Origin of the sequence: Varibaculum cambriense DSM 15806 (assembly GCF_000420065.1) — a bacterium.
Lineage (GTDB): Bacteria > Actinomycetota > Actinomycetes > Actinomycetales > Actinomycetaceae > Varibaculum > Varibaculum cambriense.
This window is the reverse complement of record NZ_ATUF01000002.1, coordinates 411768-426783: the sequence shown is the minus strand read 5'-3', so window position 1 is coordinate 426783 and position 15016 is coordinate 411768. Positions and strand designations below refer to the sequence as shown.

At 50.3% G+C, this 15016-nt stretch carries 13 protein-coding genes; 5 read left to right on the top strand and 8 right to left on the bottom strand.

The window, feature by feature from the left end; genetic code table 11:
• Window positions 1-693: a type I-E CRISPR-associated protein Cas6/Cse3/CasE gene (gene cas6e, locus F605_RS0101985; RefSeq protein ID WP_022864238.1), complete on the bottom strand. Its 693-nt coding sequence runs from the start codon at window positions 691-693 to the stop codon at window positions 1-3.
• Window positions 694-870: 177 nt separating this feature from the next.
• Between cas6e and F605_RS0101980 the strand changes: the two genes are divergently transcribed.
• The 4 genes from F605_RS0101980 to cas5e are packed head-to-tail and all read left to right on the top strand — an operon-like array spanning window position 871 to window position 4888.
• Window positions 871-2436, top strand: a complete 1566-nt coding sequence (locus tag F605_RS0101980) for a type I-E CRISPR-associated protein Cse1/CasA (RefSeq protein ID WP_022864237.1) — start codon at window positions 871-873, stop codon at window positions 2434-2436.
• The gene (gene casB / locus F605_RS0101975) at window positions 2429-2998 is read left to right on the top strand and encodes a type I-E CRISPR-associated protein Cse2/CasB (RefSeq protein WP_081639092.1); all 570 of its coding nucleotides are present in this window, start codon (window positions 2429-2431) and stop codon (window positions 2996-2998) included. The genes F605_RS0101980 and casB overlap by 8 nt, the downstream gene beginning before the upstream one ends.
• 40 nt (window positions 2999-3038) lie before the next feature.
• Window positions 3039-4196 (top strand): type I-E CRISPR-associated protein Cas7/Cse4/CasC, encoded by a 1158-nt coding sequence (cas7e, locus tag F605_RS0101970; protein ID WP_022864235.1) that lies wholly within the window; start codon window positions 3039-3041, stop codon window positions 4194-4196.
• The gene (gene cas5e / locus F605_RS0101965; RefSeq protein WP_022864234.1) at window positions 4193-4888 is read left to right on the top strand and encodes a type I-E CRISPR-associated protein Cas5/CasD; all 696 of its coding nucleotides are present in this window, start codon (window positions 4193-4195) and stop codon (window positions 4886-4888) included. The genes cas7e and cas5e overlap by 4 nt, the downstream gene beginning before the upstream one ends.
• Window positions 4889-5234: 346 nt before the next feature.
• Here cas5e and F605_RS0101960 read toward each other — a convergent pair whose 3' ends face one another.
• The 7 genes from F605_RS0101960 to F605_RS09300 form a co-directional block, all read right to left on the bottom strand.
• The gene (locus F605_RS0101960) at window positions 5235-6644 is read right to left on the bottom strand and encodes an ATP-binding protein (RefSeq protein WP_040765162.1); all 1410 of its coding nucleotides are present in this window, start codon (window positions 6642-6644) and stop codon (window positions 5235-5237) included.
• Window positions 6645-6860: 216 nt separating this feature from the next.
• Window positions 6861-7244, bottom strand: a complete 384-nt coding sequence (gene mnhG, locus F605_RS0101955) for a monovalent cation/H(+) antiporter subunit G (RefSeq protein WP_022864233.1) — start codon at window positions 7242-7244, stop codon at window positions 6861-6863.
• Window positions 7237-7587, bottom strand: a complete 351-nt coding sequence (locus F605_RS09315) for an MrpF/PhaF family protein (protein ID WP_022864232.1) — start codon at window positions 7585-7587, stop codon at window positions 7237-7239. The genes mnhG and F605_RS09315 overlap by 8 nt, the downstream gene beginning before the upstream one ends.
• Window positions 7588-7592: 5 nt before the next feature.
• Window positions 7593-8321, bottom strand: a complete 729-nt coding sequence (locus F605_RS0101945) for a Na+/H+ antiporter subunit E (protein WP_022864231.1) — start codon at window positions 8319-8321, stop codon at window positions 7593-7595.
• Window positions 8314-10026 carry a Na+/H+ antiporter subunit D gene (locus F605_RS09310; protein ID WP_022864230.1) on the bottom strand — a complete coding sequence of 571 codons (1713 nt, stop codon included), beginning with the start codon at window positions 10024-10026 and terminating at the stop codon, window positions 8314-8316. Before F605_RS09310 ends, F605_RS0101945 begins: the two co-directional genes overlap by 8 nt.
• On the bottom strand, window positions 10023-10451 hold the full coding sequence (locus F605_RS09305; RefSeq protein ID WP_022864229.1) for a Na(+)/H(+) antiporter subunit C: 429 nt from the start codon (window positions 10449-10451) through the stop codon (window positions 10023-10025). The genes F605_RS09310 and F605_RS09305 overlap by 4 nt, the downstream gene beginning before the upstream one ends.
• On the bottom strand, window positions 10448-13537 hold the full coding sequence (locus tag F605_RS09300; RefSeq protein WP_022864228.1) for a Na+/H+ antiporter subunit A: 3090 nt from the start codon (window positions 13535-13537) through the stop codon (window positions 10448-10450). The genes F605_RS09305 and F605_RS09300 overlap by 4 nt, the downstream gene beginning before the upstream one ends.
• Window positions 13538-13847: 310 nt before the next feature.
• On the opposite strand from F605_RS09300, the gene sucC reads away from it, so the two are divergent.
• Entirely contained in the window at window positions 13848-15014 is a 1167-nt protein-coding gene (gene sucC / locus F605_RS0101925; RefSeq protein WP_027723507.1) for an ADP-forming succinate--CoA ligase subunit beta, read from the top strand.
• Window positions 15015-15016 lie beyond the last annotated feature (2 nt).

Below are 15016 nucleotides of genomic sequence, written 5' to 3'. Positions count from 1 at the left end.
TTATCGCAAGACTTTGATAGTGAGCAGTCCGCACCCATAAGCTTTTGCTCGCCCTATTCCCTTGTTAAGCATATCTTCTAATGCGCTCACCTCCTCTATTATTCCAACCCCATCAATCAAATCGATCTGGATCGTCTTTCCTTTAGATTTTAAATCTTTTGAAGAGTGTATTACCTCCCGTTGATGGTTAAGAATACTAACGTCTGAAAGTCCAGGTGAAAGTTTTTGTTGTAACCAATAGTTCAAGTCACCGTAATTGCTGTTTTCCGAGTAATTGTCCGCTCTTACCGGAATCGCCTCGACAATTTTTTCTCCATTAATTTTTTTGGTGTGCCTACGAATTGCATTGATGCTTAAACGAAAAGCGACCGCTTTTTTAGGTTGTAGTTCGATATTTTCAATAATCCGTGTTTGGCTGTTCGGAGTTAACTTTGCAGGATCCGGAGCTATGTCAGAATGGATAAGGAAAGCTGGTGCCTTTGCGGGCTGTTGCTCAACGCGGAAAAGAATATTGTTGTCTGAGCGTGGATTCGCGCCAAGATTTCCGAAAATCCCCATGACTAATCTGTGGCGCGTATCAGGATTGTTAATGTCTAGCCTTCGCCGGTTTGGTTTCTGTAATTTCTCAGCAGCAATGCTCGAGTATGCTTGCGCGAGTATTTCGTGAACCGGAATTAGGGTTAAAAACGGCATGGTATTTTCCTGTGTTCTGATAGTATCGCAGTGTTATTCCCCAATGGCTGGGGGTAGTTCTGCGTGCCTTGTGGCAATATTTTTTCCTCGCTCCTGCGGGGGCACAAAATTATGCTATCAAAATTATTGACGCGTGTCTTGTAGTTTAGTATTCTGCTGGTATCACGGGGGAGAACTATGGGAAGCAATATCAATGTATTGGTAGATGAAAAGTGGATTCCCACCACGCGTGGATTGATGACTCCACGGGAAGTTTTATTGTCGCCCCTGACTTGTGCTGAAGAAACCCAGGTTCTGCACACAAAAGATCTTTTCGTAGGATCAGGTTTTCAGGTTGGTGCGGTACTCCGTTTTTTGCGAGACATAGTTGTGGTGGCAGAACGATTTAGGCAAGACGCCTCTAGACCTCACCCAGATCAAGTAGCAGTTGACGAGGCGATTAAGCAATTAGCGCCCTACTGCAATCCCTTTGATGCGGATAATCCTTTTCTACAGCAGCCTGTAAATCCAGAAGAGGAACCAAAAGGGGCGGTGAAAAAGCTCTTACCTTCGATGCCCGGGGATGAAGCCGAACAGTTTTGGAACTTCGGAATGACTCAGAAAAAGGTTCTAGATTTACCCGCAGCGCTCTTGACACTTCTCATATTTCATCATTATTCGCCTGCTGGAAACAACAAGTATGCGGGTAGAAAGTGTGAAATGGGTTCGCCAGGGTTACGCTTCGTGGGAAGAGATAACACAGCCACGGAAGTGTTTTGGTTTGATGAATCGATCTATTCAACTTTGTTACTCAACATTCCAAAAAAATGGGTTAAGTCTTCCTCATTACCTGCCTGGGCTAAACGCGAACCATGCCCAGGAGTAAATGATGCTTTTTGGAATGCAACATGGAGCTCCAATGCTGCAGCATGCACCTGGGGTGATCATTGTCTAGTTGAGGTAAAAACTGGGGGAATTCCTGAGAAGTGGCTATTACCAGAGCAAGGAGGGAGCCTAAGCAACAAGTCTCGAGCTAAAGGCATCAGAAAAAAATGGTGGGATGCTCGTAACGAACTGGATCCCATGTATCTGTACTCGGTGAATAATAAGGGAAAATCCCAGGTTGTTAGAGTTGAGTTGGGCAGGGATGCCACTCAGCTTGCAGTTGATTGGACTTCTCAGGGAAATCCCCGGCGATTGCGTGAGCAATGCGAAATACAGGAACGAATATGGAACCCTAACGAAGAATCGAGAATTGCGTTCTTAAGACATCTCATTGGGGGGACAAGTTCATCTCCAATTGTTAGGGCATCAGATTTTTTCATACCGGACAATCCCCGAATCTGGGTTGGTAACGATAAAACAGACGATGATGTTCAACAAGTGGCAAGTTTTATTGATAAGATGCATCGAAAATTGAAACAGGTTTTTTCTGACCGTGCAAGCAGCGGAAACTTGGCAAACCGTGAGCCTAGATTACCGCAACTAAAAAATCTACAGGCTGATGCGTCATCAGAATTTTGGCGCATTTTGTATCCAAAACTCGAGGTACATATTTCTACTTTAAGTGATTCCATACCGGTTGCCGAGATTATGAGATTAGCTCAGAAGGCAGCCATTGATGCCTATCGTTGTGTCGTTAACCCTTATGAGGAGGTAATGTTGCCGCAAGTGGAAACTGTGGGTAGTTTTTTGAGGACATCAACAGCCAGAATGCTACGGATCGCATTGGGTATTCAGGGAGAAGCGAAAAATAATGTCTAATCGTGCATCGTGGGAAACTCTTATTTCATTAATCCTGGTAGCCAGAGAAAACAGTGGGTCATCTAGCCAAAATCGAAAATTAATAGCAGCTATTAGAAAGGGTATTTCCCCTTACACCGAAAGCTACGCATTTCCCTACGTTTTACCATACTGTGATGATGTCGTAAGGGATCAAACATCTGTGCTACGTGCTGCCGCCCTAACAGCTATGTTTCCTGAGATTCCCCAGACAAACAAGGAAAATCCTCTCAAGGTAGGGCAATCCTTTGCTCTAGCATCTAGAAAACTTTCAGAACTCGGTGGGGATTACAGTGCGAATGATCCGGCTAAACCGGATGCAATCGCAAGTCGGTTACGGGTTATTCAGTTTCTGGATATTGAGCAGGCAGTGCTGGTCATCAGGGGTCTTCTTTCGTTATGTAAGAAAGCGGAGATTCCTCTAAACTATTACGCCCTTGCTCGGATTTTAGTCCACTGGGGCAACGGAGTCACTCCGCAATCGAAAAAAGTGCGGCAGGCTATGGTTCGTGACTATTACGGTTACGTTCCTGCGCGCGGGTAACTATTAATAGAAAATATAAACAAGCGAAAGGTTCTTGATCATGTCTAACTTCTTGACAATACATACGATATTCTCTTTACCCTGGTCAAATGTAAATCGTGACGATACAGGAACCCCTAAGCATCTTCTACAAGGAGGGGTTCTACGAAGTAGTGTTTCTTCGCAGGCAATTAAACGCCAAGTGAGGATCTCTTATGAACAAAAATCGAGAGATATCTCAATACGATCTGGGAACTTGGCAGAGCTAATCGGGAAGAGATCTAAAGAGATAAATCCCGATTTAGAGATTCGACAAGCAGTTATGAAGGCCGGTGAGGCATTACGGGCTTTAGTTAAATCTGAAAAAGGCTCTGTAAGTAAAGATGCAAGTGACACCGGGGCTAAATCCTCTAAAAAATCGGATGAAGAACGAGGCGATAACAGTAATCCTAAGGAGCAGCGGCAATCAATTTGGTTGAGCGAAGAAGAAATAGAGAGTTGCGCCGCACAGATTGCAAGCGAAGAATCCGGAGATTTTATCGAAGATGGGAAAACAGGATCCCTTGCAATTGCTGCTTTTGGACGTATGTTCGCCAAGCTACCTAGCAAAAATACTGAGGCAGCGATTGCAGTATCCCCAGCAGTCTCCACCCATGCAGCCACTATTGAAACCGATTATTTCTCAACCGTAGATGACTACCCAAATGAAAAACAAGGCGCTGGATCGACGTATTTAGGTACGGCGTTATATACAAGTGGATGTTTTTATCGCACAGCAACTATTGACAAGGCTCAGCTTCACCGTTCATGGACTGGATTCGATAGGGATGATAGCATCGCTAACTTACGAGCGATGATAGATGCTTTAATCTATGCTCTTCCTAGCGGTAAGAAGAATGTAACCGCTCCTTACGTGGTGCCTGCATTAGTCTTGGCGGAAGAACAAGCACATAGAATTGCCTATGATTTTGAAAACCCGGTTCAGGCAGATCCCGAAGGCGGCTACGTAGCAGCGACGATTCAGCGCTTACAGGAACAGTTCATTTCGGCTCGCCGTTTTGACCCAGATAATTTTAGAGGAGTAACCGCTCTTTCAGGCTCTCACGAGAATCTGGATAGTTTTGATTTTAAGGTGTGCGCAGAAAATGGAACCCAGAATTTATCGGTTTTAACCAAGAATGAACTGATAGACCAGATAATTTCCTGGATAAGAAAATGACTTCAATTTATTTGCGTTTAGCAGGTCCCCTGCAGAGCTGGGCTGGACCGAAAGTATCGGGCAATATTTCGAGAACTCAAAGATACCCAAGACGATCAGCCTTAATTGGTTTGATAGCAGCGGCGTTGGGCTATGAGCGGGGGAAACTTCCTACTTGGCTGGATAACCTTACTTTCGATGTAAGGGAAGACAATCTCGGTCGGTTGGTAGATGAATTTCAAATAATTGGCTCACGTCCAGAATCTTGGGATTTTTCTAGACGTCTATATGTTTTATTGGAACGAAGGCAAGCCCCCAAAAAAGACTTACTGTTTTCTCCTGATTCTCAACATGGTAACGCCATTGCCCGCCGTACGTATCTATCTAACGCTGAGTTTATCGTCCGGATTTTCGTTGGTGAACACGCTGAAGAAATTGATAGAGCTCTAGCTGCTCCAAAGTTCGTTACTTATCTGGGTCGTAAAGCTTTTGCCCCTAGTTTTCCATTTTATTTAGGTATTGGCGACGATAATGAGCTATTTGATATCCCTACTTTCCAGCAAGAGCGCAATTCAGAACAGGCTCAACTGACTGTACGTCGACTGTTGCCACTGGGAATGGAAACAACTTTCCTGGTCAAAGTTCCGGCTATGTCAAATCGATTGGAGTGGCTAGAGCAGGTGGGGAAGTCCTTGCGGCGTCGCGGATTATAAGTTGCGTGTCGAATCGAGCTAGTCATTGGTAATCCAATTTTTAGATTTATAAAGAGGATGAGATTTTAATAGCTAGTTGTCCTCAGAATAGGAATAGAGCGGTTTTAGCGATTAAAGCCGAATGCCCCGCACCTGTGGGGATCGTACCTGGGCAGGACTATGTTTGTCATGGTGAACACGAATATAACGGTTAGCGACTATTCCATGGATGAAAACGATGACCTACGATGAGCTTTACGCTTTTTCGCGCGCGTTCTTTGAAGCTCATACCATCCCCGAACAGACAGCGATTCTAGATAGTCACGAAAAATGCTCTGAACCTGGTCTCGCAAACCCGTGGCTATTTTTAAAGGAAACTGTGCAGTTCCACGTCCTCGCGCCCTTGTGCGTGGCGGGCTAATTCGGGGGTGAATCCTGACTTTACGTAGACAGCATAGCGGGGTGTCCTGTGGTGTTTGACCAGTTTACTGCGGTTTTCTAGGGTTTTCAGGACTTCAATGCCGACGGGTTGCCTGGACCACTTAGCTTCGATGAACAGAGTAGATTTATTCCCTCCGGCGACCAGATCGATTTCTTCGGATTGATGCGTTTTTGGGTCGCTACCCCACCAGCGGGCACGATTTTGGTACAGCTCGACTAGCTTTCCAGTGCTATTGTCGCGGTCGAAAAGATCCGCGACAATCTGCTTGAACCCCAGCCCCATGAAACTGTTGAGTCCTGGAATAACGTTCGCTTCCAGAGCTGCTAAACCTGCACCCAACTCGATAGTCGACAGGTTGGGCTGCACAAATTGGTACCAAAAACGAAAACAGCCGTCTTGAATCCGATAAATGGTTTTTCGCCCGCCCATTTTCATTGTCGCATTCCAGGGAATTTGTTTGTCCACGATACCCAGGTCTATCAGGGCGCCAAGGTAGTTCGTGAGAGCCCCGGTAGGAATCCCGGTTTTTGTAGCGATTTGATTGTGTTTTGAGGCTCCGTCAGAAATTGCGCGCAAAATAGAGCTGTAGCGTTTTGGCTCTCGCAGTTCTTGTTTTAGTAGGTTTCCTGGTTCTTCCACCAGCCGGCCGCTGGGATCAAAGAATAGTTTCGCCAGGTTCTCGGAAACGCTTGCACTGGTGTCAATAAAGTCGAGGTATTCCGCCACGCCACCGGTAGCAGCGTAAAGAACTGCGGCATCCAAACGGGGTAGAGGGGAGAGAAAATCCTCGGTATCCAAAAAATCGAAAGGTCGTAAGCGAATCTGACCGGTACGCCGCCCATACAGAGGACTTTTCGCGGAGAGAACCTGTCGCTCCATGAAACTCATCGACGATCCGCACAAAATCAGGTGTAGTCCTGTCCCTGCCCATTGCGAATCGCAAAACTTCTGCAGTAACGAAGAAATCGGCGGCCAACTCGCCGCCAAGTACGGAAACTCATCGATTGCTAGCACAAACGGGGTGTGGCGAGCAGTATCCGCCATATCAGCGAATAGATCCTCAAAAGAACTATAACCTGCCCGCGAGACCGTTAAGCCTGGCTTGTTTGAGGCTTGGAACTGGGAAAACACACGGGAAAAACTGTTCAAGTTTGTCTTCTCATCGACCTCCAGCGCCAAAAAATATACAGCGAGCTTGTTTGCAATATATTCCCTAATCAGACGGGTTTTTCCAACCCGGCGGCGCCCATAGACAACGGTGAACTCGAAACGATCACTGCCCCACGCTCTCTCTAGTGCTTCTAGCTCGCGTTCGCGTCCGATAAAACGCTCCACCACTTACCCCCGATTCCAGAAATGCAGCTCACTCCCGGATAGCTACCCTGTCGGAGATTAGCAATATCGTAAACATGTATAACGAGATATTGTTAGCAAGCTAATTTTGCTTCAGGAGCAGGGAAAAACAGCATTCAGGTATCAAATACAGCATCCAATGCGTAAAAAAAGTTACATCGAGAGTGGTTTTTATTTTGCTTACGGGTGTACATGAATTTAGCTGTCCCGGGTTACTGCAGGCGCATCTTTACCGGGGACTGGCAAATGTAAGTGGCGGTAAACTGTTGCACCTGCGTCTTTGATCTCGCCGCGTTGATTAGCGGTTCTACCAATCAAGTGCGCACCAATCGGTGCGGTCAGAGTTTGCAGCACAATCGCGAGCAGCACTACCGTCAGCCACGACCAAGTTTGGCGAATCGCCACCAAACCCAGACAGGTCAAAATGAACCCGGTTAACTGCGGTTTTGTAGCAGCGTGTTGCCTTTGCAGCAAAGTCGGCAATTTAACTACCCCGATAGCAGCAATCAGAGTCAACGCAGACCCTAGAGTTAAAATCGCTATCCCCAGGTAGGTGAGGGCGGTAGACCAGCTTTCACTCATCACGTCCTCCTTCCGAGATAACCACGTCCTCTTTAGGCTCCGGTTTCTTAGCAACGTTAGGTCCAGCATCTTGTGCCAGTTCTGCCGCGGAGCGCTGCCCAATAATCCGCGCCACCGCGGTGGCAGTCAAGAAACTCACCAAAGTCAGCACCAATAGAATCTGCATAGTGTCATCACGCTCCCCGGTAACCGACACTAAACAAATAATTCCGATGGTGATCGCCGTCAACAAATCCAAGGCAACGGTACGATTCAAAATCCCCGGTCCCCGCCACAACACGTACAAAGCCAGTAGTTCAGCGACACCGAGCATCGCCCAGTTTAAAGCGAAAATAAAAGTCATAGTGCCTAGTGCCTTTCACTCTCAGGTCGTGGCTGGGCGCCCTCGTCAATGACATAGGGACTCTGGGCTGAGTAGGGGATTTTGCCCTCTGCTACCAGCTGCTCGTAGCGTTGCAAACGCTCCTGAGCTTCTTGAATCTCTGCCTTACTGCCCAGGGCTTTCACAATTCTCACTTCGAGGGCGTGCAAAGATTTCTCTACCCCCCGCGCCCCTTTAGATAGGTCGCGATCTAACACGTGCAAAGTTACTCGCGAGGGGTTTATCCGAGCCCGTACTACTAAAGAACCTGGTACCAGGCAGGTCATAGCGGAAGCCATAGTTAAATAAAACTCTGAGCGAGTAATCATTTCCACTTCAATTATCTGCGGACGCGCCGGTTTCTGCCGCAGCACCACATACGCTACTTGTAAAGCAGACGCCAAAAGATCCCAACCGAAGCGTAGTACCAGCCAAACAACTTGCAAGGGACGGAATCTTTTTACCGGATTAACATGCGGCATCGGGAAAAATACTTGCAACCCCACCGCGATCAGCACGCCACCGCCGATAGACACCGCAGACAGGTCCCGAATTAGCAGCATCCAGACTGCAAACAACCAGGCGCTCATCCCCAAAGAGCAGCGCCGAGGGAGAGTGTATAAACGCTGTTTCAAACTAGGGCGTGGCGGCGCGGTATTGGCAGGAGACACAGCTATGGTCTGCTGAGCCACGTTATCACTGTTTTCGCTAGTCACGGCGGCCTCCTTCCCTTAACAGAGGTCTATTAGACTCCCGCGGGGACAGCGACCAAGCATCAAAAATAAAGCTCTTGGTACTGGTTTTAGCCGCAGTAGTAGCCGCATGGCTATTGTCCTCGTTTAAAGAATCTCCCCAGTTTTCCGAGGCAAGCTTAGAGATCCCGTGTCCGCGTCCGTCCTCTCCCAAAACCGCGCGTTGATATTCAGCGCGGGACATAGAGATAGTGGCCCGTTCGGTGAAAGTGTAGACCGGACCGGCAAATACTGATAGTCCAATCGTTACCGCAGTTAGAAAACCGGTTGCCGCCCAGACTCCCCGGGGAATGCGGGAGGCCGGATTCAAGGTATCGACGGCTACCTCTTCTTCGCCACCACTTTCTTGCGCGGATTCACGTCCCTGCCAGAAAGTTTGTAACCAGATTTTGACCACCACGTACAGGGTGAGCAGGGAGGCAACTAGCCCCGCAGCCAACAGCGCCCAAGCCAGGGGAGTGTTGCGCGCCGCCGTCGCCTCGGCGAGCCCCAGTTTGCCCAAAAAACCCGTCAAAGGCGGGAAACCCACCAGGTTGAAAGCCGGAATCAAATACCAGACTGCTAGCAGCGGGGAAATCTTGGCCAAAGAGTGCAGACGGCGCAGCGAAGTAGAACCGCCCACCTTCTCCATCATGCCTGCCACTAAAAACAAGGTGGTTTGCACCAGAATATGGTGGACAGCGTAAAACACTGCCGAGGCGATCCCCAAGGTGTTAGCTAGAGAAATTCCCCAAATCATGAAACCGATATGGGAAACCAGGGTAAAAGACAGCAACCGTTTAATATCGTCCTGGGCAACTGCCCCCAAGATTCCCACGATCATGGTGAAAATCCCGACTACTGCCAACACCACATCTACTGGGGAGGTCGGGAAAATCAACACCTGCATCCGGATAATCGCATATACCCCAACTTTGGTTAGCAAACCCGCAAATACCGCGGTAATCGGGGCGGGAGCGGTGGGGTAAGAGTCCGGCAGCCAAGCGGATAACGGGAAAACCGCCGCCTTTAAGCCAAACGCCACCAGGAATAACGTTTGGATAAGCATGGCGACTGCGGGATCGATTTCAGTTAGCCGCATAGACAGCTGTGCCATATTCATGGTGCCGCAAGCGCCGTACAGGCAGGCAAGTGCTACCAAGAAAATCGCTGACCCCACCATCGAGACCGCCACATAAACTGTGCCCGAGCGGATGCGATCGCGGGTGCCTCCCAGAGTAATCAATGCAAACGAGGAGGTGAGCAGGATTTCTACCCCCACGTACAGGTTAAACATGTCTCCGGTGAGGAACGCGTTATTCACTCCTGCACATAGCACTAAGTAGGTGGGGTGGAAAATCGGAGTTGGAATATCTTCCGATTCGTGGACGGTGCCTTCCGAAAGAGAATAGGCCAGTACCGTCACCATCACCACTAGGGACGTGCACAGCATTATTGCCGCCAGCCGGTCACCGACCAGAGAAATGCCAATCGGTGCTGCCCAAGAACCCACATCTAAAACCAGGGTTGCCTGGTCAGTTAACACTAAAATCGCGAGGGCAAAGATCAAAGAAAGTGACAGCGTAACAAAGGCAACCGCCGATTGGATACGGTAGTGCCGGCCTAATCCCAAAGTTAGAGCCGCCGCTAGCAGAGGAAGGAGAACCGGTAACGCCAAAATAAAGTTCACAGTTCCCTCCTTTTACGACCGTGGCTCTTATCTAGTTCATCTAGATCCAGGCGTAAGAAGCGTTCCGTATTGCCCACGGTCTTTGCCAGACGCCGATCTTCTAGGTCATCGGTAACCTCATCATGTCCCGATAGTCGCCAGGAACGGTAGGCAAGCGCCAAGCCGAACGCCGTGGTAGCCATCGACAATACGATGGCAGTGAGGATCATTCCCTGCGGCAAAGGATCAGACATTTTCGACAGGGCAGTACCCAAAATTGGGGCAGTGCCGGCGCGTCCTCCCTGGGAAAGCAGGAACAGATTAATCCCATTCCCCAGTAGCCCTAACCCAATAACTATCCGAGTTAAAGTACGTTCGGTGACCAGATAAACCCCGCAGGCAACTAGGAATCCGGCAGCTAATAACAGGCAGAGAGAAACACTCATCGCTTTGCCTCCTGAGGTTCAGACGCGGAAACGCTAGTTTGCACCAAGTCCTTTTCTTTCGCAGCAGAGGAGGAATCTACAGCTTCCTCGCTATTATCCGATAAGCTTGCCGCTTGATCCTTCGGGTCTTGTCGACCGGTAATATCCGCTTCCGGCAGCTGGTGGCCAGCGGATTCACCCTGGCGGTCAATCTCCGAGCCTAGCGATTGCAATAAATCGAGCACTACCCCGATAACCAGTAAATACACCCCTATATCTAGACCCATGGCCGAAGTGAAGTGCAGTTCCCCTAATATCCCTAAATCGATATGTGCTTCTACGCTTTGCAAAATGGTGTAGCCAAACGCTAAAGGAATCAAGGCGCTAACTACGGCAGTAGTCATACCGACCGCAATGATCCCGCCTGGTCTGGCCGGAACCGCTTCTAACAGTTCAAAGCGTCCGCCCGCAAAATAACGGATCGTAATCCCAATCCCGGCAACCATGCCTCCAATAAAGCCACCGCCCGGGTTGTTATGGCCGATAAACAAGAGCCATACCGACACCAGTAACAAAGTGTGGTACAAGATCCGGGTAGAAACTTCCAGCAAAATCGAGCGGCGGCGCGGACTGATTAAGGTAGTAACTGCCAGCCAAGTTTGTTGGGGACCAGCGGAAATTTTCCGCAAATGCCCGCGCCGTCGCTGCGCCCTCATTAATAGGCGGTGTCGGCGTTCCCGATGGGACCTAGCCAGGGCGGTAGATAACCCTCGCAGGTAGATCAGGGCAGTAACTCCGGTAGCGGCAACTAGCAGTACCGAAAGTTCCCCGACCGTATCCCAGGCTCTTACGTCGACCAGCAAGATATTGACCAGGTTCTGACCCCCGGCAAAAATACTTCCTTCCGTAGTGACCAGGTTTGAGACCGGTTCATGAATCCTCGCAGAGGATGCGGATAGGCCCAATAACACGATGCCTACTCCGCAGGCAGCGGCGATCAATACACGGTATCCGGGAGCCCAGCGGCTGACCCGGCGGGAAAACCGAGCTGGCAGGCGTCGCAGTACCAGTAAAAACAAAGTCAGGGTAACCGCCTCTACCACTAATTGGGTAAGCGCTAAGTCCGGGGCTCCCTGCAGTACGTAAACGGCGGCCACTGCCGCTCCACAGGCTGAGAGCGCCAGTACTGCATTCAGGCGGCGTTGGGCAACAACACAGATGGCGGCCATTCCGATCAGGGCAAAACAAATAAATGCTTGCCCGAAAGAATCCGCGAAATGCCAGCTATGCATATCGTTAATTCCCAGTAGGCATACCCCGGTTGCCACTACCGAAACCGTAAATATGATTGAAAGGTCAGCAGGAAGAGAACCGGTTTGCACCTTCCCCGTAATCCAAGCAGCGCCGTGCTCCAAGGAACGGATCGTCCGCGAATACAGGCCCTGGGCGCTCCATCGCGGCGAGAACGCTAACCGCCGCTGCACTCGCGCTAGGCGGGCGCGCTTCCAAAACAGGACAAAACCTGCCGCTAAGATAACGACAGTCACTAAGGCAGGTAAGATCCCCGACCAAAGATGGAGACTCCCCGGATCTTGTTCATAGCTTTGAATCGCGGTTGGGCGCAAAAAACGGTCGAGGATGCTCGGCAAGAACCCGAGGATTACCGAAAGCCCGGTGAGTACCCCGGGAACCACAGTTAGGGTCTTACCGGTTGCCCGCAGTTTTTGGCGATGGGGACAAGCGCCTTCGCGGTCATGCTTATGACTGAAGGCGCCCCAAAAATAGCGCAGCGAATAGGCAAAAGTTAATGCCGATCCCACGATCAGCACCGCGAGAACTACTGCCGACTGCCGGTTGTCTGCCGAGCCCATAAGGGCGGTAATCGCATGTTCTTTCCCCAAGTATCCACTGGTGATCGGGATTCCGGACATGGACAGGATTCCCGCGAGAGCGCAGATGGCCAACGTGCGAGAACGTTCCCCCAGGCCGCAGAGACTGGGGAACTCGCGGGTGCCGGTTTGTTTTTCAATAGTCCCGGTGGTCAGGAATAGACCGGATTTAAAGGTGGAATGGGCAGCCAGAACACACAAACCAGCCAGGTATAGCTGGGGGGTGCCCGAACCGATAAGCATAGTCAGGAATCCCAGCTGGGAAACCGTGCCGAAAGCCAACACTAGTTTTAAGTCGGTTTGCCGCAGCGCCGCGTAGCCTCCTAGCAGCATCGTCACTGCCCCTAAAATGACAATAGCCCAGGTAAGTACGGGAAAACGAGCAAATGCGGGCGCAAAACGGGCGATTAGGTAGATTCCTGCTTTCACCATGGCCGCCGCGTGCAGGAACGCGGAAACCGGAGTGGGGGCGGCCATCGCGGAAGGGAGCCAGAAGTGAGTCGGGAAAATTGCCGACTTGGTAACTGCCGCAAATAAGATCAAAGCTAATCCACTGCCTGCCGCTACCGGTTCGATCGGCGTTCCCAGGGCAGCCGGGGAGGACAATACGGTTAAGAGCTCGCTGATCCTAAAGGAGCCTCCCGGCATGATCCCCAGGATTACAAACCCTGCGAACATACTTAAAGATCCGGTGGTGGTCACCAAAATCGCCTGGCGGGCGGCGGCACGAGAGGCACGTTCTTCAGCTTCGTGACCAATCAAAATAAAGGAACTGAAAGTAGTAATTTCCCAGAAGAAGTAGAGGGTCATGGTGTGATCTGCCAAGACCAGACCGGACATAGAGGCCGCAAACCCAAGGAAAGCGGCAATGAATTGGCGTAGTCGCGGAGAATCTTCGGAGAAATATTGCGCACAGTAAACCAGGATTAGCGAACCGACCAGGTTAATCACTATCAGCATCAGCCAAGATAGCCCGGTCAGTCGAAACCCTATCTCTAGATCCAGCGCGCTTGACCATTGATAAAACTCAGCTAACCCTTGCGATCCCGTGCCGAAAGCCTGACGAGTGTGCGATAGCGTCCAGACGAGGGCGCTAAAGGGCATAAGAGCAGCAAAGTAAAATGTGCGTTGCCTAAAATACTTAACTAGGAAGGGGATCAGCAACGCCACCAAGAAGTAGCACACAATCAGCGGGGCGGCGCGATCCCACAAGAGCATAGCTATTTCCAATCTACTTTCTTGATTTTTCGTGCAACAGCTTTCAATTGAGTATTAATCGTATCGTGAACCACAAGTATTAGGGAGTTTCGCCCGGAAAAAGACAGAAATTTGCCTGGGAGGGAGAAAAACTGCCTTTCGCGCCCTCGTTACTAGATTTGTGGTAGGTGATTAGTTATGCCCCTCTTGCGTAAAATCAACCCCAGCTGATAAGTGAGGGAGAGCACTTTCTCGTGACGTAATAGGCGCGAATATGCGGTACTATAGTCCTATATCTTGATATCAAGGTACTTAATGAGAGGACGTGCAAGTGGACCTTTACGAATACCAGGCTCGCGACCTGTTTGAGGCACATGGAGTTCCCGTGTTGGCCGGGATTGTGGCCGAAACTCCTGAAGAAGCTCGAAAAGCAGCCGAGAAACTCGCCCAGCCCCTAGTGGTGGTAAAAGCGCAGGTGAAGACGGGTGGCCGAGGCAAGGCTGGCGGAGTTAAACTCGCCCGCAGCCCCCAGGAAGCGCGGGAAAAAGCCGAAGAAATCTTGGGTATGGATATTAAAGGCCATACCGTACACCGGGTGTTAGTTGCCGCTGGTGCGGATATTGCTTCCGAATACTATTTCTCGATTCTGCTTGACCGTTCAAACCGCCGCCACCTGGCTATGTGCTCTAAAGAGGGCGGTATGGAGATCGAGCAACTGGCCAAGGAACGCCCGGAAGCTTTGGCGAAGGTGCCGCTGCCGGTTACTGGTATTGATGAGGATGTTGCCCGCAAGATTCTTGCACAGGCCGGTTTTGAGGACGAAGAGCTGATCGAAAAGGCTGTTCCGGTGCTGGAAGGGCTCTGGGACGTTTACCAGGGCGAGGACGCCACCCTCGTAGAGGTAAACCCCTTGGTATCCAGTGAAGAGGGCGAGATTATTGCCCTGGACGGGAAAGTAACTTTGGATGATAACGCCCGTTTTCGGCAGCCTGCTCACGAAAAGTTGGTAGACAAACGTACCGAGGATCCTTTGGAAGCCAAAGCTAAAGAAAAGGGCTTGAACTACGTGCACCTGGAAGGTCAGGTGGGAATTATCGGTAACGGCGCCGGTTTGGTGATGTCGACTCTGGACGTGGTTGCCTACGCCGGGGAAGAATATGGAGTGAAACCAGCGAACTTCCTCGATATTGGGGGCGGCGCCTCCGCGCAGGTTATGGCTGATGGGCTGGACGTGATTCTGGGTGATCCCCAGGTCAAGTCGGTATTTGTAAACGTATTCGGAGGAATCACCGCCTGTGACCAGGTGGCTTCTGGAATCGTGAAAGCAATCGAAATGTTGGGCGATAAAGCCACTAAGCCGCTGGTAGTGCGGCTAGACGGCAACGCGGTGGCGGCTGGTCGCAAGATTTTGGAAGATGCGAACTTAGAGCAGGTTACCATGGTAGAAACTATGGACGCTGGCGCCGCCCAGGCAGCTAAACTCGCTGCTGGCTGTTAAGA